Annotated in this window: 21 protein-coding genes; 10 read left to right on the top strand and 11 right to left on the bottom strand. The window is 41.3% G+C overall.

Annotation, left to right across the window (positions count from 1 at the left end):
* Positions 1 to 15 precede the first annotated feature (15 nt).
* From PMEL_RS02340 to PMEL_RS02320, 5 genes are all read right to left on the bottom strand, one after another.
* Positions 16 to 3,267, bottom strand: coding sequence for a SusC/RagA family TonB-linked outer membrane protein (locus PMEL_RS02340; RefSeq protein ID WP_120173788.1), 3,252 nt, complete (start codon positions 3,265 to 3,267; stop codon positions 16 to 18).
* 886 nt (positions 3,268 to 4,153) lie between these two features.
* On the bottom strand, positions 4,154 to 6,253 hold the full coding sequence (locus tag PMEL_RS02335) for a protein-disulfide reductase DsbD family protein (protein ID WP_120173787.1): 2,100 nt from the start codon (positions 6,251 to 6,253) through the stop codon (positions 4,154 to 4,156).
* Positions 6,254 to 6,480: 227 nt separating this feature from the next.
* Positions 6,481 to 7,191 carry a UMP kinase gene (gene pyrH / locus PMEL_RS02330; RefSeq protein ID WP_025837978.1) on the bottom strand — a complete coding sequence of 237 codons (711 nt, stop codon included), beginning with the start codon at positions 7,189 to 7,191 and terminating at the stop codon, positions 6,481 to 6,483.
* A 54-nt stretch (positions 7,192 to 7,245) separates the two neighbouring features.
* The gene (locus PMEL_RS02325) at positions 7,246 to 8,037 is read right to left on the bottom strand and encodes a biotin--[acetyl-CoA-carboxylase] ligase (protein ID WP_120173786.1); all 792 of its coding nucleotides are present in this window, start codon (positions 8,035 to 8,037) and stop codon (positions 7,246 to 7,248) included.
* Positions 8,038 to 8,051: 14 nt separating this feature from the next.
* A complete protein-coding gene (locus PMEL_RS02320) occupies positions 8,052 to 8,417 on the bottom strand; it encodes a YraN family protein (RefSeq protein ID WP_120173785.1) in 366 nt (121 codons plus the stop codon).
* A 232-nt stretch (positions 8,418 to 8,649) separates the two neighbouring features.
* On the opposite strand from PMEL_RS02320, the gene PMEL_RS02315 reads away from it, so the two are divergent.
* The 4 genes from PMEL_RS02315 to PMEL_RS02300 all read left to right on the top strand — a co-directional run bounded on the left by PMEL_RS02315 (position 8,650) and on the right by PMEL_RS02300 (position 10,851).
* Positions 8,650 to 9,102: a nucleoside deaminase gene (locus PMEL_RS02315; protein WP_120173784.1), complete on the top strand. Its 453-nt coding sequence runs from the start codon at positions 8,650 to 8,652 to the stop codon at positions 9,100 to 9,102.
* Positions 9,103 to 9,520: 418 nt separating this feature from the next.
* Positions 9,521 to 9,976, top strand: a complete 456-nt coding sequence (locus PMEL_RS02310; RefSeq protein WP_120173783.1) for a hypothetical protein — start codon at positions 9,521 to 9,523, stop codon at positions 9,974 to 9,976.
* 6 nt (positions 9,977 to 9,982) lie between these two features.
* Positions 9,983 to 10,465 carry an RNA polymerase sigma factor gene (locus PMEL_RS02305; RefSeq protein ID WP_120173782.1) on the top strand — a complete coding sequence of 161 codons (483 nt, stop codon included), beginning with the start codon at positions 9,983 to 9,985 and terminating at the stop codon, positions 10,463 to 10,465.
* Positions 10,462 to 10,851 (top strand): YlbF family regulator, encoded by a 390-nt coding sequence (locus PMEL_RS02300; RefSeq protein ID WP_120173781.1) that lies wholly within the window; start codon positions 10,462 to 10,464, stop codon positions 10,849 to 10,851. The genes PMEL_RS02305 and PMEL_RS02300 overlap by 4 nt, the downstream gene beginning before the upstream one ends.
* Before the next feature lie 232 nt (positions 10,852 to 11,083).
* Here the strand turns inward: PMEL_RS02300 and PMEL_RS02295 are convergent, their stop codons facing one another.
* A complete protein-coding gene (locus PMEL_RS02295) occupies positions 11,084 to 11,998 on the bottom strand; it encodes a hypothetical protein (protein ID WP_120173780.1) in 915 nt (304 codons plus the stop codon).
* Positions 11,999 to 12,001: 3 nt separating this feature from the next.
* Positions 12,002 to 12,718, bottom strand: coding sequence for a 16S rRNA (cytidine(1402)-2'-O)-methyltransferase (gene rsmI / locus PMEL_RS02290; RefSeq protein ID WP_120173779.1), 717 nt, complete (start codon positions 12,716 to 12,718; stop codon positions 12,002 to 12,004).
* A 283-nt stretch (positions 12,719 to 13,001) separates the two neighbouring features.
* Here rsmI and PMEL_RS02285 point away from each other — a divergent pair, with 283 nt between their 5' ends.
* Both PMEL_RS02285 and PMEL_RS02280 read left to right on the top strand, forming a co-directional pair.
* On the top strand, positions 13,002 to 13,601 hold the full coding sequence (locus PMEL_RS02285) for a thymidine kinase (protein ID WP_120173778.1): 600 nt from the start codon (positions 13,002 to 13,004) through the stop codon (positions 13,599 to 13,601).
* An 8-nt stretch (positions 13,602 to 13,609) separates the two neighbouring features.
* Positions 13,610 to 14,734: an AI-2E family transporter gene (locus tag PMEL_RS02280; RefSeq protein WP_120173777.1), complete on the top strand. Its 1,125-nt coding sequence runs from the start codon at positions 13,610 to 13,612 to the stop codon at positions 14,732 to 14,734.
* 380 nt (positions 14,735 to 15,114) lie between these two features.
* Here PMEL_RS02280 and PMEL_RS02275 read toward each other — a convergent pair whose 3' ends face one another.
* Both PMEL_RS02275 and PMEL_RS02270 read right to left on the bottom strand, forming a co-directional pair.
* Complete coding sequence (locus tag PMEL_RS02275) at positions 15,115 to 16,077, bottom strand: type I phosphomannose isomerase catalytic subunit (RefSeq protein WP_120174613.1); 963 nt, start codon at positions 16,075 to 16,077, stop codon at positions 15,115 to 15,117.
* Positions 16,078 to 16,433: 356 nt separating this feature from the next.
* Positions 16,434 to 17,711 (bottom strand): glycoside hydrolase 5 family protein, encoded by a 1,278-nt coding sequence (locus tag PMEL_RS02270; RefSeq protein ID WP_172586733.1) that lies wholly within the window; start codon positions 17,709 to 17,711, stop codon positions 16,434 to 16,436.
* A gap of 813 nt (positions 17,712 to 18,524) precedes the next feature.
* Between PMEL_RS02270 and PMEL_RS02265 the strand changes: the two genes are divergently transcribed.
* The 4 genes from PMEL_RS02265 to PMEL_RS02250 all read left to right on the top strand — a co-directional run bounded on the left by PMEL_RS02265 (position 18,525) and on the right by PMEL_RS02250 (position 22,693).
* Positions 18,525 to 19,523 carry a methylenetetrahydrofolate reductase gene (locus PMEL_RS02265; protein ID WP_120173775.1) on the top strand — a complete coding sequence of 333 codons (999 nt, stop codon included), beginning with the start codon at positions 18,525 to 18,527 and terminating at the stop codon, positions 19,521 to 19,523.
* Between the two features lie 21 nt (positions 19,524 to 19,544).
* On the top strand, positions 19,545 to 20,684 hold the full coding sequence (locus tag PMEL_RS02260; RefSeq protein ID WP_120173774.1) for an ATP-binding protein: 1,140 nt from the start codon (positions 19,545 to 19,547) through the stop codon (positions 20,682 to 20,684).
* A 165-nt stretch (positions 20,685 to 20,849) separates the two neighbouring features.
* The gene (gene ricT / locus PMEL_RS02255) at positions 20,850 to 22,202 is read left to right on the top strand and encodes a stage 0 sporulation family protein (protein WP_120173773.1); all 1,353 of its coding nucleotides are present in this window, start codon (positions 20,850 to 20,852) and stop codon (positions 22,200 to 22,202) included.
* Positions 22,199 to 22,693: a gliding motility lipoprotein GldH gene (locus PMEL_RS02250; protein ID WP_120173772.1), complete on the top strand. Its 495-nt coding sequence runs from the start codon at positions 22,199 to 22,201 to the stop codon at positions 22,691 to 22,693. The genes ricT and PMEL_RS02250 overlap by 4 nt, the downstream gene beginning before the upstream one ends.
* Positions 22,694 to 23,142: 449 nt before the next feature.
* Here the strand turns inward: PMEL_RS02250 and rodA are convergent, their stop codons facing one another.
* Together rodA and mrdA are read right to left on the bottom strand one after the other, a co-directional pair.
* Positions 23,143 to 24,618 (bottom strand): rod shape-determining protein RodA, encoded by a 1,476-nt coding sequence (rodA, locus tag PMEL_RS02245; RefSeq protein WP_120173771.1) that lies wholly within the window; start codon positions 24,616 to 24,618, stop codon positions 23,143 to 23,145.
* A complete protein-coding gene (mrdA, locus tag PMEL_RS02240) occupies positions 24,608 to 26,974 on the bottom strand; it encodes a penicillin-binding protein 2 (protein WP_120173770.1) in 2,367 nt (788 codons plus the stop codon). Before mrdA ends, rodA begins: the two co-directional genes overlap by 11 nt.
* Between the last annotated feature and the right edge of the window lie 2 nt (positions 26,975 to 26,976).

Here is a 26,976-nt window from a genome sequence, read left to right as displayed (position 1 = left end):
TTATCCTATTTAGTTTTAGAGTGAGAAACGTAATGAGAATTCAAAACTTCTGTCGTATGGATAGTTCAAACCACGCTCTCTCTTCGCTGTTGACAGGTAGAAGAGGTCATTGGTAAGAAGTTCCAAGAACATACGTTTCAATCCGTACTTCTGAATAAAGGTTGTAGGAACCTCATAAGAGAGTGACAGACTGCTCATACGCAGGAAGTTATTCTTCTCTACGAAACGTGATGTCTGATATGGAGTTGTTGTATCATCAATACGCTTATACTTCGCAACAGTGCCTGGAGTCTTCCATCTGTCATTCAATACACGCTCATCAGCATTGTACTTAGGGTTTGATCCCTCAACCTTTGTTGCTAATGTCTCGTTATAGAGAGAACCTCCGAAAGAGTACAAGAACGAACAACTCAACGCAAAACGCTTATAAGTAAGGTATGAGGTGATAGAACCCGTACCTAAAGGATTGGTATCACCGAAGATTACCTTATCATTTGAATCGTACACGAAGGTATAAGTACCATCACGCTTAATGAATATTTCCTGACCAGTTACTGGGTCGATACCAGCAGAAGGAACAACCTTCAAGGCTGTCAAAGACTGACCCTCTTCATAGATAGGAAGTGGTGCAACGCCATTATCAGACTTGTTCTTCTCGTTTTGTTCACGCAGAGAATTACTGATCTTCTTGATCTTATTCTTGTTATAAGCGTAGGTAAGACCGAGTGACCACTGCCAATCCTTGTTCTGAATTGGGAAAGTACGCAGACGAAGCTCAAAACCTGAGTTCTGTACCTCACCAATGTTCTCACGTGAAGTTGTCACACCTACTGATGGAGCCTTGGTAATATCCAAGAGCAGGTTATCAGTATTCTTGATATAATAATCAGCCGAGAGGTCTACACGTCCACGGAAAGCAGTGAAGTCAACACCGATATTGGTACTCAACGTACGCTCCCACTTCAAGTCTGGGTTACCAATAGTAATTGGTGTAGCACCAGTACCCTTACCATAGAAGTAAGAACTGTTATAGCTATAAGTGGTCAATGCCTGATATGGGTTAAAGTTGATGTTACCCAAGTAACCTACGCTGGCACGAAGCTTCAAAAGCGAAACTGGTGTTCCCTTCATGAACTTCTCGTTGTGAACATTCCAACCACCACCGACACTCCAGAAAGGAGCAAAGCGCTGATTCTTACCGAAACGAGATGAACCCTCATAACGATAGATAAGGTCAAGGAAGTACTTATTATCCCAAATTGTATTGGCATTAACAAAGAAACCTACACCTCTTGTCTGTGTATCAGAGCCACTTGGACGCGTAGCAGCGTACGATGTGGCGAAAGCTGGGTGTCCGAGCTTATCAGAATAGAAGCCTATTGAGGTATAAGTAGCTGCATCTGATGATGTAGACTCAATACTACCACCTCCCATTGCTGTAAGGAAGAGCTTCTTAAAGAAGTAGTTGTTATATGACAACATAGCCTTACCCTGCAATGTTGTGCTATTCACCCAATTATCTGTCAATGAACCACGCTGGTCAGCCGACTTATTACGAATCTCACTGTAAGCAAAAGGAGATGTAAAAGTACGTCTATCCTGCTTGCTACGGTTTACAGTAAAGTCTCCATCCAAACGAATCTTCTCACCAAACCACAACTGTACGCTGGTCGTATTAAGGAAGTCGAAGTTATTTGACTTACTATAACTACCCAACGAAGCATCATACAATGGATTCGCCAAGTCATGATAGAGTGAAGAACGCAACTGTCCGTCAGAGTTATATGGATTCTCATAAGGATTCATCTTAACCCAATCAGAGAAATCACCATAAGGTGACACGTTACTTGTTACAGACGAAAGTGTCGAACTATTTGACACAAAGAACTTACCTGCAATATTGTAAGAGAGACGGAAATTAGTTGAAAGACGGGTACGATCAGAACCCTTCATAACACCAGCGTCATTACCATAACGAATACCGAGGTTATACTTTGCACGGTCGTCACCACCATCTACACTCAAACTATGTGACTGAGAGATGGCATTATGCAGTGGCTTAGACAGCCAGTCAGTCTCAACACCTCTCTGAACATCATTATATATACGTGCATAATCCTTGTCAAGTGTATATTGAGTTGCTGGACTTGTGTCAGTAAACAAGCCTGCAAGACGCTCATATTCAAGTTTCTGACTTGCATTCAACAAGTTATAGTCAGACAAATCAGGTGTTGACAAACGTACTGTTCCACTATAATTCAGCTTCAACTTACCACCCTTCAATGTCTTTGTCGTGATAACGATAACACCGGCAGAAGCCTTCGCACCATAAAGAGCAGACGCAGAAGCATCCTTCAATACAGTAACAGTCTCGATATCATTCATATCCATATCGGCAACATACTCAGCACTTACCTGTGCACCATCTACAACATAGACAGGTGTGTTAGCCTGACCTTCAAAAGTTGCACGACCACGGATATTGAGTTCTGCCACCTTATTAGGGTCAGAACCTTTGAGGTTATCATCTGCGATAACCATACCAGGAACGAAGCTTGAAATACTCTGCAGTACATTCTTTGTACCCACGTTCATCAACTGATCACGTGTTACAGCAACCTGAGAACCTGTAAACGAATTCTTATTCTTAGTCTGATAACCCGTTACAACGACTTCCTGCATTTCCTTTGAGTCTTCACGCAAAGTAATATTAGCTGTAGCACCATTCTTTACAGTCTTCGTAACAGTCTTATAACCGATATATGACACATTCATGTGTACCTCTTTAAGATCGGTTTTAATCTCATATTCACCATTGATATCGGTCACATAACCACCATTTACGCCATCCACACGGATAACCGCACCGATGATAGGCTCACCGCTACTATCAGTAACCTGACCACGAACGCCGCCTTTACGCTGTACAGCTTCCTTCTTTGCAAGCGTCAGGGTATTACCCTCAACTGTGTATGAAAGTGGGAACTGGTTTGCCAAGTTTAACAACAAACTTGAAACAGACTGATCACGCACGTCAAGGGTTACACCTTTTAGTGCCTTCACATCTTCATCTGCAAACTTTACATTCAATCCTGTCTGCTTAGCAACCTCATTAGCGAAATCCTCTACTGTGGCATCGTGCATAGAGAGAGTTACTTTTGCACCATTCAGCTCTTGCGCTGACATGGGGAGACTTAATGGTCCAAAGCATAAAAGGTTCAGAAGTAGAACGCATATTACGCGCTGGAGGAATTTAATCTTCTGCATCGTTCTCTAAAATTATGAATTTGTTACTTGAAAATACAATCCTTTTAAACTCGAAAACCCTTACGTTAATAATTGTTCAGAGAGAAGAAAAGATTTCTTTATAACTATTAATACTATTGAGATAGTCACCTTCACAGGTAGACAATACCTATTTATATATTATTCTGCAAAAGTACGAAAAAAAATAAAAATCCAAGCGATTTTATTATTAAAAATAAAGAAAAACTACCATTATTATTGATTTTTGATAGTGAAATATACGTTTTAATGCTATTTTCTTTACTAATTGTTAGTAAACTTTGAACCAAATGTCAGAATCATATAAGATTTTCTTTTACTTTTTCACTTTTATGCTTTCAAAGCTATTCTATCAAATATAAACACACACTTAATATATACCAACATTCACATACCATAGACAAAAGCATCCTATTTCTAAAATCTAAATTTCATCAAAACAAACATTTGTTACTTTCAGAAGAGTCATATAGCAAAATACTTACATCAGTTTACACACATCTCCACTATGTTTTGAAACGCATTTTACCCTCCGCACCAATGGTGCTAAGGCTTAACACCATTGGTGCGGACCATTAACACGATGGGAGCTAATCACCAATACACCAAGAAAAAATGGATTGAACCGTTCATTATAGTTGTTATTATTTATAAAGGACATGTATGATTAACTCGTTTAGAAAGCATTTATTAGATAACACAAAAGCAAAATTGCGAACCAAAAGCCATTCAATTACAAAAAAGAAAAGGGTTGTATCAAATTGAAACTATTAACAGTTTCTTTGATACAACCCCTTTATTGGATATATAACTATTCGACTTTTAACTATCTAAAGACAGCCAAGAGCGACATTATCTCATTATTATTTTACTGCTGTTGTGCACGATAATTCTCCAATCCCTTATCAAGGAACTCAAGATAAGCAGGTACATCCTCCTTAAAGCTAAAGCTACCATTCAATGGTTTACCCGCATTATCCAATGGCACATAGAATGGCTGAGCAAGATAACCGAACTTAGTCTGCTCCAAGTAGCTCCACTTATCACCGATAGTACGCAGTGTACGTGAAGTTCCATCTGGGAGTTTCACCTCAACAGGCTGCTTCAATGGAGTCTTATCATCTACATAAAGTGAGATGAGAACATAGTCCTTATTCAACTTATCTGCTACTCGTGAATCAGTCCATACAGATGCCTCCATCTTACGACAGTTCACACATCCGAAGCCTGTAAAGTCAACTAAGACAGGCTTTCCTGCTGCTGCAGCTGCGCGCATACCCTCATCATAATCTGTATAAGTAGCGTGCACCGTCTGTGGAGCAAGGTTAAAATCCTGTGTATTAATAGGTGGTGCAAACGCACTAACTGCCTTACAAGGAGCACCCCAGAGTCCTGGAAGCATATAAACAGAGAATGCCAATGAACAAAGACCAAGCATGATAGCAGGTACAGGCATAGCCTTCTGGTCTGGATCATCATGTGGAAACTTAAGTTTACCAATGAGGTAAAGACCCAAGAGACCGAAGAGTACAATCCAAATAGAGAGGAATGTCTCACGATCAAGAATATGCCAGCCGTATGCGAGGTCGGCTACTGACAAGAACTTCAGTGAGAATGCTAACTCGATGAAACCCAACACGACCTTAATCATGTTCATCCATGAACCTGACTTTGGGGCCTTCTTAAGCAAAGTTGGGAAGAGAGCAAAGAAGGTAAATGGCAAGGCAAGAGCCAAAGCAAAACCAAACATACCCACTGCAGGAGCTACCCAGTCTCCACTTGTCGCTGCCTGAACAAGGAGAAGACCTACGACAGGAGCAGTACAAGAGAAGCTTACCAATGACAAGGTGAATGCCATAAGGAAGATAGAAAGCAAACCAGTTGTCGCAGAAGCCTTGTTGTCGACAGCGTTGCCCCAAGAAGATGGTAAGCGAAGTTCGAACCATCCGAAGAAGCTGAACGCAAAAACAATAAGCAAAAGGAAGAAGAAGACATTGAATTTAGCATCCGTTGCCAGCTCATTCAACTTCTGCGGACCGAATGCCCATGTGACAAGCGTTGCCAAAGCCATATAGATAACGATGATTGACAAGCCGTATGACACCGCATCACGTATACCCTTCTTACGGTCATCCTTTGCTCTTTTGAGGAAGAAACTTACCGTCATTGGGATAATAGGCCACACACAAGGGGTGAGCAAAGCAATGAAACCACCAAGAACACCCATAAAGAAAATACTCCAAAGAGAGCTATTAGTGCTATCCTTGGTGCTATTGAAGGCTGACAACTCTTTGATAACAGGTTGCCACAAGTTAACATCTGCATTTACTTGTGCATTTTCTTGCTTTAATGGTCCTGCTGTATCGACAGGCAACACATCAGCCTTCTTTGCTGTATCTGCAGTCATTGCGGTAAGTGCAGATAAACCATCAGCTGCTACATCAGTAGCAGCTGTCGTTGTTTTTTCCGTTTCTGCATTGGCAGCTGTTGGTGTTGCTGCGGGAGCGGAAGCAGGTCCATTACCTTTGAAATTGAATTCTACCTGTGTTGGTGGCAAACACATTTCATCGTTACAAGCACCATATTCCAAATAACCCTTTATACTATAAGTCTTGGCAGTTATCTTGTAACGCTGAACGAAACCAACGCTATTCTCGAAATAACGTAGTTTCATCTCAAAAGTCTTATCGTAAACATTCAACTCTTTACCACGTGTTGTGAGTTTACCAACTGGTGTTAACCCCTCCACTTTGTCTACATGCAAAGAAGCAGATGTAGGACCATCAGCTGGAAGATTAGTTGAATATACGTGCCATCCCTGGTCGATCTTCGCTGTGAAGACAACCTCTACCTCTGTTGGGGAAACCTGCTTCTGTTGTACAGAAAAATGAACAGGATTCTGCTGTGCCATAGCCACGAGGCTAAATACCAGCGTAAAGAGGAAAAGTAGTGTATTTCTTCTATTCATCGTTTTATACTATTAGAATTTGAATTGCAAAGATAAGAAAATTATTTTTATAACATTGCATAATGTATATATTTAATATTTATATCCATTAATTTCTTATCAATCTATGTTCAAAAGGTTTTAAGGATTAAGAACTATTCTCTCGTCGATTATTTTCTTGTGTTTGTTGTTGCAGACAGATAGTCACCTACCTGCTGCAACAAATATTAGTTTAAATACTATCAGGCTTAATTGTGCACCAATGTACCAATATCTTCACCGTCCATAACCTTCTTCAGATTACCGACAACGTCCATATTGAAGACATAAATAGGTAGGTCATTCTCCTTACACATAGTCGTTGCCGTGAGGTCCATTACCTTAAGACCCTTTGTATAAATCTCATCGTATGTAATATCAGAGAACTTTGTTGCCGTTGGGTCTTTCTCTGGATCGGCTGTATATATACCATCTACACGTGTACCCTTAAGCATTACGTCCGCCTCAATCTCAATACCACGCAAGCTTGAACCAGTGTCAGTTGTAAAGTAAGGACTACCAGTACCAGCTGAGAAGATACAAACATAACCTGCTTCCATAGCCTCGATAGCCTTCCACTTGCTATAGAACTCGCCGATAGGTTCCATACGAATAGCAGTCAAGACCTTAGCTTTCACACCGATTGCCTCAAGTGCTGAACTAAGCGCAAGAGAGTTGATAACGGTTGCACACATACCCATCTGGTCGCCTTTTACACGATCGAAGCCTTTTTGGCTACCGCTCAAACCACGGAAGATGTTACCGCCACCGATTACAATACCAATCTGTACACCCATTTCATGTACTTCCTTAATCTGCTTAGCATAATCGCTAAGACGCTCAGGGTCGATACCGAAGCCCTGCTTTCCCATCAAACTCTCACCCGAAAGTTTCAAGAGAATTCTTTTAAATCTTGCCATTATTTTTGGTATTAAAGGAATTGAGGGGGGTCCTTGACCTCCCCATAGACCTTATTATATAATAAATTCTACTTCTTTAAATTGATATTCACGAACCATACCCTTGCTGTCACGGAGGATGAGATGCCCATCGTCTTCTACTTCAACGATAGCGCCTTCAAACTCACCATCAGCATCACAGAACTTATGAAAACCTCCACGACGATACAAGGCTTCGTGATACATTGCACTGATATCATTATATCCGCCCATCTCTAACAGCTGATAGAGTTCTGAGAACTTCTTAATAATCTTATTCAGCAGTTCTTCTTTGTCAACCTCATGCCCTAAAATCTGGCAGAGAGAAACGGGATTAGGAGCATCACTCTGGAACGTTTCCTGATTTACATTCAGTCCCACACCGAAGACACAGTCTTTTATACGTCCCGCAGCGAGCTTTGTTTCAATCAGTGTTCCGCTCAGTTTATTATCTTTCCAATAGATGTCATTTGGCCATTTCAGACGGATATCGTCTTTCACATAGTCTGTTAAAGCTTCTTTCAGTGCCAAAGCACCAGCTTCCGAGAGTAGGAACTGACTACGAACAGGCAGCATCGTTGGATGAACAAGTACTGAAAACAGCAGGTTCTTACCAGCTTCACTCTCCCAAGTGTTCGTCCCCTGCCCTTTTCCTGCTGTCTGATAATCGGCAACAACGACTGTCATTGGCTCATCTTCAGCAGGTGTGTAAGTGCGAAGGTAGGCATTTGTACTATCGACAGAATCCAGTCTTACGACCTTCACCTCTCTTTCTTTCTCTACTACTGTTGGCTTGAAAAAGCCTAATACGGCATCTATTATCTTCATTTACAATCTATTCTTTATACGAATGGAAGAAAGGCATCCTTCACATGGCGCACTTCATTGGTTCCTGTTGGTTGCCCTACGACAGTAATAATATCAAAGCGAATATCCAAATTGATATTATATCGCTTGACGTATGCATTAGCAGCTATCGAGAGCGAACGCACTTTCTGTACCGTAACAGCCTCATCGGCATCAGCAAACTGTTCATTCTTTCGTGTCTTTACCTCAACAATAACCAACTCTCCGTTGTCTATTGCGACAATATCTAAGTCTCGATGATGATAATCCCAATCACGATGAAGAATGACATAACCCAGCTGTTGGAGATAGCTTACCGCCACATCCTCTCCCCATTTGCCTAATTCGTTATGGTATGCCATGCGTCTTTCTTTCCTCAACTTGCAGAAGTTGTAGAGGTTCAGAATATTAGAAGGAGATAAGATAATTCTTTATACGTATCAAATCGATTTACGGATGAAACAAAGGTATAGCCTACTTCTTCTAAAATCCTTAAACTTTATCACTCCCGTCAAGAATTGTGTACATTAATATTCACGCACAAAGTTAGAATAATCTTTCGTAAAATCAAAATAAAACTCGTATTTTTGCAGTATGAGTACAGAAGAACAAAGCAAGAAAGACATATACTATATGCAACGTGCATTGGCTGAAGCCGAAGCTGCTTATAAAGAAGGTGAAATCCCTGTTGGTGCTGTTGTGGTATGCCGCGACCGTATCATCGCTCGTGCCCATAACCTAACAGAGACGCTCAACGACGTTACTGCACATGCAGAAATGCAAGCAATAACCATGGCAGCCAATGAGTTGGGAGGTAAATATCTGCAAGATTGCACGCTATATGTGACTGTTGAACCTTGCATCATGTGTGCTGGTGCTATAGGCTGGGCACAGCTCCGACGCATTGTCTATGGTTGTTCTGATGAAAAACGAGGTTATCATGAGTATGCACCCAAAGCCTTTCACCCAAAAGCTAACGTCACCTATGGCGTTATGGAAGAAGAATGTCGCACCTTGATGCAACGATTCTTCCAAGAGAGAAGATAGGGATTAAGGAGTGAAAGAAGTTAAAACATCACCTCTGTTGCTGATGTTAATAAAGAGATAGAAAGAAAGGAGGAAGGATTTTACCGATGCTCTCTACGAATATTAGAGGTAAGAGATAAACTCCTGATAAATGCCCTTTTAACCTCTTATAGCTACACGCTAACGAATTATTTACATGAAAATAAATATTTCTTTTCATGAAGAAAAATAATTATTTACACGACAATAAATATTTATTTTCATGAAAATAATTCGCTCAAAGGCTATTGTAAGCATAAAAAGAACCATTATCAAGAACACAATTAATACCATAAAACAAATAAATTTACGCCTTTGATGTCACCTTTTACAAACCAATAACGTTATACAAGTGAATCGGTTCAGAAAGAAAACCAAATGTATAACATATTAAAAACAAATGATTATGAATTATGTAATATTAGAATCAATCATTAAAAGTCTCGTTCCAATAGCAATTGCAGTAGTTCTTCCTATCATAATGGCTTGGCTCTCTTACCGTAACAAACAACACGAAACAGACAAAAGAAGCGAGATTGTTACGGCTATTATTGAAAAGAATCCTGACATTGACGTGCAGGAGTTTCTCGACAAGCTGAACCCTCCAAAGAAACCATACAAAGAGCAACTGATGACAAAAATGCACCAAGAACTACTTTGGGGAACAATTTGCCTTATCGGAGGGGCGGCAACCATATTGGTTATTATAGTTTTGAGCATTTTGCAAAGTTTTGACAAAGGATATATCCCTATAGGCTCTGTATTCGGCATTGCCCCATTAGCTGTAGGATGCGGGTTGTTAATCGCCTACAACAATGCCAAAAAGACTTTGGAAAACTTGAAAGACAACGATTAGGTTATTATGACAAGAGAACAATTCGTCGAACAGGTCGGTCGGGAACAGGCAACATTACGCTGGTTCCTGACGGCTCTATGCTGCGGCAATAGTGCTGAAGCTGACGATATTGCTCAAGAGGCTCTCATCAAAGCCTACCTTCGCAGCAGCCAATATGACGAACGGGGACAGTTCTCGGCTTGGCTGATGAAAATAGCTTATCGTGTCTTCATCGACTCGCGCCGCAAACAGAAACACCAGCAGGAACTACCCCTTGAGAAGGCTATCACGCTCCAAGGGAACAGTAAGAGTGATGAAGCCTTCCGCTATCAGGAACTACACACTGCGTTGGCAACGCTCTCGGAAACAATGCGCACAAGTATTCTGCTCTATTATATGCAGGGCTATCAGATAAAAGAGATTGCAGAGATAACCGAAAACAGTGAGGATGCGATTAAGAAACAACTCTCACGAGGACGAGAACAACTTAAACACTTATTGGAAAGATGAACGAAGATAAATTCTTAAAAGACTTACTGGCGGACTATCATCCACAGCTATCGGATGACAATGCCTTTATACAAAGACTGCAACGACAGATGGAACTCATCGAAGAAGTTAAGGCATATCAACGTGCGGAGAGCCGAAAAAACAAACTGATGTCGATTAAGATGCTTGTCATTGGTGTTGTTTTGGGTTGTCTTGTCACGCTTGCAAGTTTCACACTGCCTACTATCTTCGATAGATATATCAATGGAACAAAATCGGAATTCATCCTTACCTTGCTTCACAACGTTCAGTATATTGGACTGGCAATAGGCGCAGCCTTCGTCACACTCAGCCTATTATTTACCACGAAATTAGTAAATCTAAAAGACGAAACACCACATCAATAGGGGCTTCTTAGGGTTTTGTAGAAGTTGACATAACAGATAGCACGATTGCAAAAAAGGTAGACCTTTTTGCCCAAAAAGGTCTACCTTTTTTGAAGAAACCGTCAACCTTTTTGAAGAAATAGTTACCCTCTTCTGAATATATCCAATTGTGAGACTGGAGTAAGTTTGGAGAAATAAAAAAGGAGATGTGCTGTTATAACACATCTCCTCTTTCTTATTTTGTATTTTATGATTATCTAACCTGAATAACCAAGTATTTGCTTGTGCTCCAGAATGTCTGTGGGTCAGTGATACGGAGTACATACTGTCCGTTTGTATCAGTTGTCAGGGTGTAGCTGCTGCTTGGGTGAGCAGTCAACAGATGTGCACTCTTGCTGTAAAGTTTGATTTCCTTGTTAACACGGATATCAATCTTTGTGAAGTAACCCTTGTTGAAAGAACCCTGAAGAACCTTACCACCATCGAGGATGCGCTGTGCCTTCAACTCGCTCTTAGTACCGAATACATACCAACCAGTGTTCAACTGCTTGTCCTGAGTATTGATTGTCTCAGTCTTCTGGTTGCTCTCTGTCTGGAGATTCTCTTTCTCCTTGGTGAGGTTTTCCTTCTCTGCTGTAAGGTTCTCCTTATCAGTCTTGAGATTAGTAACATCTGTATTCAGACCAGTGATTGTCTCATCAAGTTCCTTAATATGGATGTTCTTTGACTCAAGTTCAGCACGCAACTGCTTCAACTCAGTCTCCTTCGCGCTCAATTGACTTGTCAGACGGCTGAGGGTTTCCTTCATTGCATCACCCTTAAAGCCTGTCTCGCGTAACTGCTGCTGCAACTTCTTAATGAGTTCACGGTTTTCCTGCATACGCTGAGCGATGAACTGGATATTCTCCTTCATCTGTTCTGTCTTGTTAGCAGCCTCACCATTCTTAGCTATTGTCACACGATTCTCTGCTTCGTTGATAGCAGCAAAACCCTGCTGAATATCATTCAGCGTTCCCATCATATCGTTAATCTCGTGATCACGTGCGTCGATAATATTACGCAATGAATCATTCTGTATTTCGGATGGATTCAAAGCCGACTTCTTTCCTTGATTGCAGGATGCCAGTGCAAGTACTCCACATACTGCGAGAACTAATAGTTTATTCATACATTATAATTTTTTATCCGTTTGTTTCTTCCTTTCAGAAGACTTTACTTTTTCTTTTCCTGCCACTACAATGACAAACTCACCACGTGGTTCTGTCTCTTTGAAGTGGGCTATTACTTCATCCAATGTTCCTCGAACGCTCTCTTCATGCAGCTTTGAAATCTCACGACAACAACTGACTTGTCGCTCAGCTCCAAACACCTCAGCAAACTGTTCCAAGGTTTTCACAACTCTATAAGGTGACTCATAGAATATCATTGTACGCGTTTCTTCTGCCAAACTCTCTAAATGAGTCTTACGTCCCTTCTTCTGAGGGAGGAATCCTTCAAAGCAGAAGCGGTCGCATGGTAAACCACTTGACACCAATGCTGGTACGAAAGCGGTAGCTCCCGGAAGCGTCTGAACAGTTATTCCATTGGCTGCAGCCTCACGAGCGAGGAAGAAGCCGGGGTCACTGATACCCGGAGTTCCCGCATCTGAGATCAGTGCAACCGTCTCACCAGCCTTTAATCTATTGACTATACCAGCAGAACTTGCATGTTCATTGAATTTATGATGAGACATAAGACGATTCTTAATCTCAAAGTGTTTCAACAAAATACCCGATGTACGAGTATCCTCACACAAAACTACATCAGCCTCCTTTAGGATTCTGATAGCACGGAGGGTCATATCCTCCATATTTCCAACCGGTGTCGGTACGAGATATAATGTTCCCATTGTTGGTTGCAAATGTAGAGTAAATGAACAGAAGGACAAAATAAATTAGCTTTTTTTATATAACAATTATGTCCGTTTGTAAGGAAAAAGACATAGTAACAATCATGTTATAATTAAAAAAAATAAACACTACCTCCTACGAAAAAAATGCACCCTTCAACAATAAATAAATATGAAATCCTCCTTACTTTTCCATAAACAAGACAGAGAACACATTTCCTCAATAACTTTTAACGCTTAACGTTTATCTATTCTTTTTTTATTATATATCTTTGCATTGATTATGACAAAGATAGACAACCATAACGGTGAAAGACGTCGTCAAGGACGCATTGAAGTGATTTGTGGAAGTATGTTCTCTGGTAAGACCGAAGAACTCATCCGTCGTATGAAACGTGCAAAGTTTGCAAAACAGAAGGTTGAGATTTTCAAACCTTCTCTTGACACACGCTATTCGGACGAGGATGTTGTCAGTCATGACAAGAACGTGATTCATTCCACACCAATTGACTCATCTGGTAACATTCTTCTTCTTGCCTCAGACATTGACGTTGTGGGCATTGATGAGGCACAGTTCTTGGATGAAGGACTCACTGATATCTGCAACAAATTGGCAAACAACGGTGTACGTGTCATCGTTGCGGGCCTCGACATGGACTTTAAGGGTGTTCCTTTCGGTCCAATCCCAGCTCTTTGTGCCATTGCAGACGAGGTAACAAAGGTACACGCTATCTGTGTGAAGTGCGGTGCTTTGGCATACGTGAGCCATCGTCTTATAGATGACGACCGCCGTGTTATGCTCGGTGAGCAGCAGGAATATGAACCTTTATGCCGTGAGTGCTACAAGAAGGCTACACAAGAAGAAGTTAATACTAAAGTCTAAATATTCTTATGCGACAAATAATTACCTTTGATAAATTCATACGTTGGGCATTAATTGCTCTTGCTGTTTTAGCAGTAGGATTTATTATCAATGCTCTTTCTGAGGTACTTTTACCATTCTTTATAGCATGGCTAATTGCCTACCTCCTCTATCCTATCGTGAAGTTTGTACAATATAAACTCCACATTCCAGGCAGAGCTTTGAGCATAATCATCACCTTTATATTGGTTGCAGCACTCTTTACTGCCATCTTCATGTTCATCGTTCCACCAATGATCAATCAGGTTGATAAGTTTATGACGATTGTCAATCATTATCTACATGAGACTACACACACCAATGATATAGCAACAATGGTGCAGAAGTGGATTAAGGAGAATCAGACAGAAATAGAAAGATTCTTAAAAAGTTCAGACTTCACAAACACGATTAAGACCGCTATGCCGAAGTTATTCTCTGTAATAGGTCAGACGGCAAGTATCGTGATTTCTATCATTGCATCATGTATCACCCTACTCTATACCTTCTTTATCCTGCTTGATTATGAGGTATTGACTAACAATTGGATTAAGATATTCCCAAAGAACGTACGTCCTTTCTGGGCTGGATTAGCAGAAGATGCTGAGCGAGAATTAAATAATTATATTCGTGGACAAGGATTGGTTTCACTCTGTATGGGTATACTCTTCTGCATTGGCTTTACCATTATTGATTTCCCAATAGCTATCGGCATGGGTATTCTTATTGGTATTCTTAACCTTGTTCCTTATCTTCACACCTTTGCCCTTGTACCAACAGCCTTTCTTGCATTGCTCAAAGCTGCTGATACAGGACAGAACTTCTGGATTATCTTTGCCTCTGCACTGATTGTTTTTGCCGTCGTACAGTTGCTTACGGATATGGTAATAACTCCGAAGATTATGGGTAAAGCAATGGGGCTCAACCCTGCCATCCTACTCCTCTCCCTCTCTATATGGGGCGCACTCTTAGGTTTTATCGGACTTATCATTGCCCTACCACTCACAACACTTATCATTGCTTACTGGCAAAGATATGTAACGAAGGAGGGTGATGCGGTAGAAACAGAAAATGTACCTGCTGTTGCGGAGGATAAGAAAGAGGAAAAAGAATAAACAAAGATAGTATCTATAGAACTATAACGAGCCTCCTTTTCATATGGAAAGGGGGCTTCTTTTTAATGCTATCTACTACTAACACCAATGGTGTTTACCATGAACACCATGTGTGTTAAGCCTTAGCACCATGTGTGCGGTACCTTACCACATCGACTGAAGATAGAAAAATAGGGGTATTAAGGTCGCTATAATGAAGATAGTATGACACTAATAACTAACTAACAGAAGGAATAAAATCACCAAACAGCAATGCGATAAAATAAAAATAGCTCTCATTTTCACACGAAAAAGAGAGCTATTTTTATGCAATCTACACCACTATTCGCAGTTTATCAACAGCATGAAAACTCGACTAAAGTGGTCTTTAATATGCTTATTTATACGTAAGACTCTAAGAACTTAACTGTTCCCGAAACCTTAACAGTGGTTGCTGTAGCTGGAAGGAGTACACTCTCGCCTGCACGGAATGAGATAGTATTGCCCTCAGCATCAGTAATCTCACCCTCACCCTTGAGTCCAACGAAGATGACAAAAGAGTCCAAATCGCTATAATCGAGCGTCATTGGCTCTGTAAGGTCATAGACAGAAGTGGTGAAGTAAGGACAGCTAACGAGTTCTACAGGCTCATTCTGACGTGCTTCATACTGTGTGCGATAGTCTGGATAGACGGTATAATCGATGCACTCAGCCGCCTCCTTGGTATGTAACTGACGATAATTGCCCTCTGCATCCTGACGTTTGAAGTCATAGATACGGTAGGTTACGTCGCTTGTCTCCTGAATCTCTGCCAAGAAACAGCCTGCACCGATAGAGTGAATGCGACCTGCTGGCAAGAAGAACACATCACCTTCCTTTACAGGATATTCACACAAAGCCTCAGTAATAGTATCATTTTCAACCATTTCCTTGTATTGTTCTGGTGTAATCTGCTGCTTCAAACCGCTGCGAAGAGAAGCATCAGCATTACTTTCCATTACATACCACATCTCTGTCTTACCACGACCCAAACCCTGTGCTTGTGCCTGCTCGTCTGTTGGATGAACCTGAATAGAAAGCTGCTCACGTGCATCGATAAATTTAACAAGCAGAGGGAACTCATTGCCAAAACGTGCATAGTTCTCCTTACCCACTAACTTATCCTTCAATGTGTCAACTAATTTATTCAGTGTCCAGCCTTTGTACTCGCCATTAGACACAACACTTTCATTATCCTTAACACCTGAAATTTCCCAACTTTCGCCCACCTGCTTCTGATCAGAAGTCAAATGCTTGAAAGGAACTATCTTTTCTCCACCCCAAAGGATAGACTTTAAAAGAGGATTAAACTTAAACATTTCCATTTTTATTGCTTTTTTTGATGTTTCAAACTTCCTAATACTGAAACCAACCTGTGGTCTCATTTGTACTGCAAAGTTACACTTTAATCAGTAGATTACCAAGAAAACTGATAGAAAGCCATTCTTTAATCCCTCATTAAAAGAATGGGAAAAAAGAATAATATTATCCCATTAAGATGTTGCCCTTCAACTTTCCTTTAACAACATTCCAGCTAATAGATAACAACAAATATATCCATCAACTTGAACATCAGAGTTTCTATCATAAAAAAAATGTTGTTTGAGATCAGTAAAGGATAGGTTTAGAATTATGAAACCTATACTTTACAAAGCTCAAACAACAGCTTTAAGATATCATTTTACTTAATCTCAGACATTCGTTTTGTCTGCTTCTGAATAATCTTCAATGTTGATTTGTCTGTTGCATACACACTGTAGAATCCTTGTGGCTCATGCGCTGGGTCGCAGGTAAAGTCATCTCCTGCCTGCCAACGCTCATGACGAGGCTTTCCGTAACCACCCCAACCCCAGAAGTTACAACCAACAAGAAGTCCACCATTCATTGCATTCTGTGCCACAGCATCCATAACATACTTGTAATAAGCATCGCGCGCCTTTGTTGTACTCTTCAACGAGAACGAGAAACCATCACGAGGATAACCGAACTCTTCAAGTACAAGCGGCTTATTAATACGCTTGCAGATTTCAAGATGACTATCGATATAATCTTGAGTATGCTTAAAACTTGCCTTGAGGTCCTCCTTTAGATGCGTCTTTCTTGCCCACTGCCAGTTGTATGGCCAAATGTGAATATTACAGTAGTCCACATTCTTGTCAGCACAGATGCGTTCAAAGCTGCTATAATCACGCTCACAGCCGAAGGCTCCTTCGCTTCCAAGGCTGATAAGATGATTCTGATCAAGGCTGCGCACGATAGCAGTAGCTTCTGAAAGCCACTTCTCAAACTCTGGCAAAGCTTCTTTTGAGAAAGCGCGAGGCTCATTACAAATCTGCCAAGACATGATAGTTGGGTCGTCAACATACTTCACACCAGAATATCGATTGGTACGACTAAGAATGAAACGTATATGTTCATAGAACATTAAATGTGCCTTTTGATTAGCTGCAAACTTGCTGGCAAACTTTGTGTAAGCACCATAACCATCTCTACGTGGTATCAAAGCTGGACCTTCATCAGCCCACTCCAAATAGGCACCATAGCCACCACTCCATTCCCAAGAGTTGGTGAGATAGAGTACAGCAACCATCTTTCGCTTACTCATCTCAGTTAAAAGATAGTCTAATCCTGCAAGAATAGAATCGTTATAGACACCCGGACGAGGTTGTAAAACAGGTTCTATCTTATCCTCAACACCGGGCAAACCATCTGCACCAACCAAGATGCGAAGGTTATCAATACCCAAACGTTGCATCTCATCGAGTTCTCGACGAAGGCGCGCACGGTTTCCACCTGGTCCTTCAGAACCAAGTATAGGTCCATACCAGAAGTTTGCTCCCACGTAATAGTAGGGTTTTCCACCACGAACAAAGCGTCCGTTCTTTACTTTCACAAAGTCACCGGCCATCATATTTACAGCCATTGTCAAGGCAATAATTGCCATAAAAATTCTTTTCATATATTAGTAGTAAGTCGAAATATTACCAACTTTACGAGCATTGTTTCCCTTTCAGGGAAGATGCATCTACTTATTAATACACCTAAAGCAAGTTTTTCCCTTACACACATTACTACTTTTAGAAGAATAAATGATTTTTCCGCATAAATGCGCGGACACTTTTCGTATTGCTTTAACGGAAGAACCGAAGTTACTCATTAAACAAAAACAAGGCTAAGACTGTCAACTACCTATCTTATTAACATCCTCTCTCATTGAAAAACTTTTCACTTTAAGACTTCAAAAAATCGCAGGCAAAGGATTGAAAAATCATTACATATTTTCAAATAAAAACTCTATAAATAACGGCAAAAGTACATACAAGAAGTAGGTTTATAACCACAAGGAAATCAATTAGTTACAAAGTAGCAGAGTAAAAGGTGCTTAATTGGACTTCAAAAGGGCGTTAGTTAGAGTTCAAAAGAGCACCTATTGCAAGTCAATTGGGCGTCTTTTAAAAGCCAAAAGAGCATGTATTGGTTTTGAGCTGGACGAAAATAATTTACAAAGTTCAAGTAACAAAGGAATAAGTTGTTTGTAGAAGACAAATAGTCATCGCACCCAATTACATTTATCATGTTATTTATTCTACTTTATATAACCATTTAATTGGGGGCTAACCATACCATGTATGTGGATTAGTCTCATTCTATTAACAATCTACACATTTAACGGAAGAACCGAATAAAAACACTTTTACTTTTTATTCTTTTACCGTTTTACTTGTCCAAACCTACCCCTTTTCTCACATTTATTTACTAACTTTGTAGCCAAATGAGCAACAACATAACAGATATAAAGCAACTGCTGAACGATGAGACTGGCGAGAAACATTTTTCGTTTGAGGTTCTTCCCCCTTTGAAAGGTAATGGAACAGCGTCTCTTTTCCGCAATATTGATCAGCTCAAGGAGTTTAATCCGAGCTTCATAAATATCACCACTCACCACAGTGAGTTCGTCTATCACGAGCGCGAAGATGGTCTACTGGAACGCCAGAGCATACGTCGTCGCCCAGGAACAATAGCCATTGCTGCTGCAATTCAGCAGACCTACGGCATCCCTGTCATCCCTCATGTAATATGTTCAGGTGCAACGAAAGAAGATATTGAGTACGAATTGCTCGATTTGCAGTTCCTTGGTATAGAAAATCTGATGCTTCTGCGTGGCGATAAAGCACGTGAAGATCGTATGTTCAAACCGACAAAGGGCGGACATAGTCATACAACAGAACTGATTGAACAGGTAAACAGTTTCAACGAAGGTGTATTCACTGATGGGTCTACAATGAAGCACCCTGGTAAGCCTTTCGTATATGGTGTGGCGTGCTATCCTGAGAAACATGAGGAGGCACCTAACCTTGAACAAGACTTACGTTACCTCAAAATGAAGCAGGATTTGGGTGCAACATTTGCTGTTACACAGCTTTTCTACGACAATGAGAAGTTTTATAACTTCGTTGATCAGGCTCGAAAGATTGGCGTTACCATTCCTATCATACCGGGTATAAAGCCTTTCGCAAAGTTATCTCAGTTGAACGTCGTTCCAAAGACATTCCATTGTGACATCCCAGAAGAGCTTGCAGGATTGGCACTAAAATGTAATTCGGATGAAGAAGCACGCCTATTAGGTATCGAATGGGCTGTTAAACAGGTGAAAGACCTCTATGTACATGGTTTCAATAACGTACACTTCTACACTGTTTCAGCTGTAAGCAGTGTACACGAGGTGATGAAGCGATTAGAAGAGTCTGGTCTTCTGCAAAAGAACAGCTAATAAAAAAGAAAACAAGAGAAGATGAACTTTTCAGAAGTTATAGGACAAGAAGCAGTGAAGGAACGGCTTATTCAGATGGTTAAAGAAGACCGTCTGCCTCATGCTTTGCTCTTCTGCGGACCTCATGGAACGGGTAAGATGGCGCTTGCAATGGCTTTTGCCAGCTATTTACTTGCTGGTGATGAAGCTGAGGAAGCAACATCGCCAAGCGTATCAAATGCTCGTGCCATGCTTCGAAACTGGGAACATCCCGACCTTCACTTCTCTTATCCGACCATCAAGCTACCAAGTATGAGTAGTGACCACCAACCTGTAAGCACAGACTTTGCAAAGGAATGGCACGGACTTATCATGCAAGGGGCTTACTTCACCATGAACCAATGGATGAACCAGATGGGAGCTACCACGCAGCAGGCTATCATTACTGGTGCAGAAAGCGACGAGTTGTCACGCGTTTTGGCTTTGAAATCAAGTCAGGGAGGCTATAAGGTGTCTATCATCTGGCTGCCAGAACGAATGAATCTCACCTCTGCCAACAAGTTGTTAAAGCTATTAGAGGAGCCACCACAGGGTACTATCTTCCTCATGGTATGCGAGGAACCAGAGAAACTTCTCGAAACCATCATTAGCCGTACACAGCGTATTGATGTGAAACGCATCAACGATGAGGCGATTAAACAAGCACTCATCAACAAAAGGGGGATTGATACTGATGCGGCACACCGCATTGCTCGTATCGCAAATGGTAGTTGGTTGAAAGCATTGGAATCGTTAGACTCAGGCAATGAAAACCGTGAGTTCCATAACATGTTCCAAATGCTTATGCGTCTGTGTTACCTCCGTAACGTAAAAGATCTCAAGCGTTGGAGCGAGGTTGTTGCTGGATATGGACGTGAAAAAGAGCGTCGTATGCTTACTTACTTCCAACAGCAGGTGCGCGAGAACTTTATGTTTAACTTCCAAAATCCCGAACTCAACTACATGACTTTGGAAGAGGAGAACTTCGCAAAGAACTTTGCACGATTCATCAACGAGGCAAACGTCATTGAAATCAACGAACTCTTCCAGCGTGCCAATCGTGATATTGGGCAGAATGCAAATGCCAAGATTGTCTTCTACGACATGGCATTGAAGCTCATTGTACTACTTTTGAAGAAGTAGACAGGTAGACAAGTGGACGAGTAAACAGGTGGATAAGTTGACAACTTATATGCTTGAAACCTGTACAATATAATTTATAATTGCTTATCACAGCCTTCCAAACTCCTCTATCAAAGAGAAGCATGGAGGCTTCCAATATATATAAAAACAAATAGAAAATAATCAATGGATTACAAAGATATGAAATTCAAGGTCTGGCATGGTTGTGACCGAGGCTTATGCCATAAAGGTTGTGGCAGACAAAACAACCAGTTGAACACATTCGACTGGTTAGCTGACGTGCCTGGAAACAATCAAACAACTGACCTTGTTGAGGTTCAATTCAAGAATACACGTAAGGGATACTATCACAATGTCAATGACCTTGACTTGAAGAAAGGTGATATTGTGGCAGTTGAGGCTAACCCAGGACATGACATTGGAGTTGTTACGCTGACTGGACGTCTCGTTAAATTACAAATTAAGAAGTCGTCAAGCGTAAAGTCACCAGACGATATCAAGCGTGTCTATCGTCTTGCCAAAGAAGTTGATATGCAGAAATATCACGAAGCAAAAGCACGTGAACACGCAACAATGATTGAAAGTCGACAGATTGCAAAAGGCTTAGGTCTGAAGATGAAGATTGGTGACGTAGAGTATCAGGGCGATGGAAACAAAGCTATATTCTACTATATTGCCGACGAACGTGTCGACTTCCGTCAGCTTATTAAGGACCTTGCTGCAGCCTTCCACGTACGAATCGAAATGAAACAGATTGGTGCACGACAGGAAGCAGGACGTATTGGTGGTACAGGTCCATGTGGTCGTGAACTTTGTTGTGCTACATGGATGAAGAATTTCTCCAGTGTTTCGACCACAGCTGCCCGTATTCAAGACATCTCACTCAACCCAACCAAACTGGCTGGTATGTGTGCTAAACTGAAGTGTTGTCTGAACTATGAGGTTGATGACTATATGGAGGCTGGCAGAAAACTTCCAAGTAGGGAGGTTGTCTTGGAGACAATGGATGGTGAATACCACCTCTTCAAGACGGATATTCTTAATGGTCAATGCACCTACTCTACCGATAAGAACCTTGCAGCCAATCTCGAGACAATCAGTGCTGAGCGTGCAAAGGAAATTATCGAACTGAACCGACGTGGTGAGAAGCCACTTTCACTCCTTGAAGATGGTAAGGCAAAACCAGCCAAGAAGCCTGTTGACCTCCTTGCTGGTGCTGACCTCAGTCGATTTGATAAGGCTAAGAAGCGCAAAAAGAACAACCAACCACGCAACAACAACGGACAGCAAGGTGGTAGACCACAACGCGACAACCGTCGTAATCAGCGTGATGGACAGGACAACTACCGTCAGCAAAACGACAACAGACGTTCACAAAACGATAACCGTCGTCCACAGAATGGTAATCGCCGTCCTTATAACGGTCCTCGTCCTGCATATCAGCAGAATGAAGGTACTTCACAAAACAATAGAAATGAAGGCAGACAGCCTCAGCAAACGGAAAGAACGCAAGAATGAAACATAAGGTTTCCACCTTATTATATATCATAGCACTCATGGTTATCACCATGGGTGTTGCTTCATGCAGTGATCCACGCACATACAACCGATATAAAAGTGTGTCACTACAAGGCTGGTCACGCAAAGATACGCTTACTTTTGATATTCCACGACAATGGGAGGGCAAATATCAGTTAGACCTCTGCTTACGTGCTGCACAGACCTATCCATACCGCAATATAAGTATGATTATTGAGCGGACAGTAATCTACTACAGACAACGTAAGAAGCGTGAAAAGACTTACAATGATACCATTAATTGTGAGATTGTTAACGACAAGGGAATATTAGCAGGACAGAAAGGTATCACAAGTACCGAGATACGCCAAGCAATTACCTCCTTCCGCCTCAACCGAAATGACTCCATGCACGTCACGATACATCATATCATGAACCGTGAGTCACTTCCTGGTATCAGCGATGTAGGTATTAGACTTCTCAAGAAGTAAACATTAGAGACAAACTATAAAGGCTGCTTCATCCTCCATACATTAGAGTCATGAAGTAGCCATTTTCTATACAGGAATAAGCCTAAGTAGCACCAGTCTAAGCTATAATATCATATTTAGCAAGTATTAGTATCGTACTCTCCTTCATCTCATGATAATAAGTTGCTCAACTTCCCATATTCTAAAATGGTGATAATGCTTAACACAAGGGGTGTTGATGCTTAGCACGTGTGGTGCGGAGGCTTAACCCCAATGGTGCGGAGCACAAAACACCGTGCAGAAAATAGTGCAAACAAAACCAACTTATTATTAGTAGAAAGCTATACCACTCTATAATAAAAAACGCTTTTTGATGTATAGACTTATTCTCCTAAACAAAAAGAGAAGTATCTATCAAAAAGATAAATTGTATTCCTTTTCTTAAAACTATCCAAGCGTAATCCTATCCCCTACTGACGGATAAGATTACGCCCAGCATCTATACGGAGGAAAATAAATAGAAGCAACGTAAAGCCCCAAAGAGAAGAACCTCCATAACTGAAGAAAGGTAACGGAATACCAATAACTGGTGTTAGACCCAATACCATTCCGACGTTAATAAAGACGTGGAATAAGAAGATTCCAGCGACACAATAGCCGTAGACTCGTCCAAACTTGAAAGGTTGTCGGTCGGCAAGATACATTAGTCGGAGTATAAGGAAGAGGAACAGCACAAGAACTGAAGCTGAACCGAGGAAGCCTTCCTCCTCACCTACAGTACAGAAGATAAAGTCAGTATCTTGCTCTGGAACAAACTTCAACTTAGTCTGCGTACCATTCAAAAAACCTTTGCCCTGCAAACCACCCGATCCGATAGCAATCTCACTCTGATGTACATTATATCCTGCTCCTGCTAAGTCCTCATCTAAGCCTAAAAGTACGTTGATACGCACTCGCTGGTGTGGCTGCATGACTTCATTCAACACATAATCTGCTGAATAGAAAAAGGCAATTGAACCCAAAGCAAACAATGCTATATAGAAGTAGTTGGCAAAGCGAGTATTCATAGCATTATAGACTAAATAGCCAATAACACATGCCGATAAAACCAACTGTACCCAAACAACGTCAAACGGAATAACAAACTCTGAAAAGAGTAAGGCAAGCCCCGTAATTCCAAAGACATAAGTTAGTAACAAGCGCGTACGTCCTTTATCACCCACATAGACCCACACCATAACTGAGGAGAATATTTGAACAAGTAAAAGGACAACAAACTTTCCTAAGGACGTGGGCGTATCCCACAGCAAAACTTCCTCATACTTTATGCCGACAACAAAATAAATGACCATTGCCAGTCCAGTAAAGAGGAACGCACCAGACATTCCCTCACGATAAAGCATAAGGAAGAAAGAGAAATAAACCAAGGCAGAACCTGTCTCACGCTGGCCGACAATACATAGCATAGGCAGAAAGATAATTCCACACGCACCAGCAAAATGCTTCCAATTCTTAATCGTAAAGCCATAAGCCGACATAAATTTGGCTATTGCTAATGCCGTTGCAAACTTGGCAAACTCGGCAGGCTGCAATCGTAGTGGACCCATAACAAGCCACGAACGTGAACCTTTAATACTATGGGGATTAAAGATTGTAGCAAAGAGAAGAAGCACTAACAAACCATAGATGACATAAGCAAAGGTGTCATAGAAGCGGTCGTCCATCATGAGAAGCACAAAACCCAAGCAAATAGAAGTACCTATCCACACAATCTGCATACCCGAACGAGTTGAAAGTGAGAATATTTCTGTATCGCCATAAGTATAACTCGCACCACAGACACTTACCCATCCAAAGGTGAGCAATGCAATATAGATACCTATCGTCCACCAATCTAATGAACGAAGTACACCTGGTTGTCTGTCTGCTGTATAATTACTTGGCACGGTTTACGTTCTCCTTGCTTTTTTGTTTATCTTTGGATTGAACCTTAGAATTCGCTTTTGGTTGTTCCTTTGGTTTATTTTTTACTTGCTCCTTCGGTTTAGCCTTAGGCTGCTCCTTGGGCTTTTCTTTTACCTGTTCTTTAGGCTTTACCTTAGGTTGTTCTTTCGGTTTATCTTTGGGTTGCTCCTTTGGTTTATCACTAACCTTAGGCTTATCTTTATTTTCCTTTCGTGTATCTTTATTCTTTTCTTTCTCTTTTTCCTTCTTATCGCCTCCCTTGTCCTTGTCTTTTTTCTCCGTCTTAACCTTTGTTTCTGGCTCTACACGAATAGCAGGTTCGTTCTGTGGTTGCTTCTTCTTTTCCTTTTCTTCAGCATCCTTCCTTGCCTGTGCCTCTTTTATCCTTACGGCTTCTGCTAAGTCTTGCTTTTCCTTTACCTTCTTCAGCGAATCTCTAATAGTATTTACACGCTTAATAGAGTCGAGACGAAGAGAGTCAGCACGTGACAAAGGACGCTTGAAAGAATATGAGATATGGCGATTCTGCAGCGCAGTTGCACGAGCTTCATCGCCAGGCGTAAGCTTACCATTGATATATTGCTCTATCATCAGCGAACCGATTGGCACACCAAAGTCAGCACCAAAGCCACCATTCTCGACATAAACAGCAATAGCAATCTTTGGCGTATCAACAGGTGCAAAGCCCATGAACACAGAGTGGTCCTTACCACGGTTCTGAGCTGTACCCGTCTTACCAGCTAATGAGTAACCTGGATGGACTGCACGCGCGCAAGTTCCGCCACGTACTGATGAAACCATACCCGCAATTACTTCCTGATAAGACCTCAGACTACCCTTTGTATGGTGCTTCTCCAAATACTTCTTATCAAGCTTCTTTCCTTGAATACTACGTACAACATGCGGTGTAATGTAGTAACCACGATTGGCAATCGTTGCACCAAGGTTGGCAATCTGCAATGGAGTAAGGTTGACCTCACCCTGTCCAATAGAAATTGAAATGACTGAAAGCGGATTCCACGTCTTAAAAGCATTGTCGTAGAACTTAGCATTTGGAATCATGCCTCGCTTCTCTCCAGGTAGATCAATACCTAACTTGTAACCGAATCCCATTGATACCATGTAATCGCGCCACACATTCATAGCATCCTCTAAAGACTTATACTTTTTACGATTAGAGAGCATCTGATATAGTCCCCAACAGTAATAACTATTACAAGAGGTACTAATTGAAGGTACTAATGAGATAGGAGATGCATGTGCATGACAACCGACATGAAGACCCTTAAAGTTAAATCCATGATGGCATGGATAACGAGTAGAATCGTTTACAATTCCTTCTGAATAATAGGTAACAGCCTGTCCTGTCTTAAACGTTGAACCAGGAGGATACTGTCCCATAATAGCACGATTGAGCAAAGGCTTTGCAGGATCGAGTGTCATCTCATGCTGATGCTTACCACGCAGTTTACCTATCATCGAACGAGGGTCGAAAGTCGGTGCGGAAACCATTGCTAAGATTTGTCCAGTCTTTGGTTCGATTGCCACAACAGCACCTAATTTACCTTCCATTAGGCGTTCACCAAGTGCCTGAAGTTCTGCATCAAGACCAAGTTGGATATCACGTCCAGGATGTGGACGTTGGTCATACTTACCATCCTGATAACGACCTTGTATCTGTCCGTGGGCATCACGTAAAAGAATCTGTACCCCCTTTACTCCACGTAAGTCTTTTTCATACTCACGCTCAACACCCATCTTACCGATATAATCGCCTGGCTGATAGTATTCATCTTCTTCAATATCCCCCTGACTTACCTCGGCAACATCACCAAGGACATGTGCAGCGATAGCTCGCTGATACTGACGAACACTACGTTTCTGAATATAAAAGCCTGGAAAACGATAGAGTTTCTCCTGAAAAGCACTAAAGTCTTTATCGCTCAACTGACTCAAGAACAATTGTTGTGTGAATCGAGAGTAACCCGGGTTCTTACTCCTATCCTTGAGATTAGCCATTCGGTTGTTAAAATCAGCCTTAGTTATGTTCAGTGCCTTACAAAACTCAAGCGTATCAAGATGCCCTCTCATCTCGTTGGTTACTACCATGATGTCATAAGCTGGCTGATTATAAACCAGCAGCTTACCATTCCTATCAGTGATAGAACCACGTGAAGGGAACTCTATCTTCTTTAAAAAAGCATTAGAGTCAGCACTCTTCCGATAGTCGTCACTGGCTATCTGAAGAGCAAAAAGTCGTATAATATATATCACCACGATGCCTATTGCAACTGCACTAAGCACGAGGCGACGTTTCTCTAAATCGTAATTCTTCATTT

This window comes from Prevotella melaninogenica, assembly GCF_003609775.1.
GTDB classification, from domain to species: Bacteria; Bacteroidota; Bacteroidia; order Bacteroidales; family Bacteroidaceae; genus Prevotella; species Prevotella melaninogenica_A.
The sequence above is the reverse complement of the archived record's forward strand: the minus strand, read 5'-3'. Positions and strand labels throughout refer to the sequence as shown.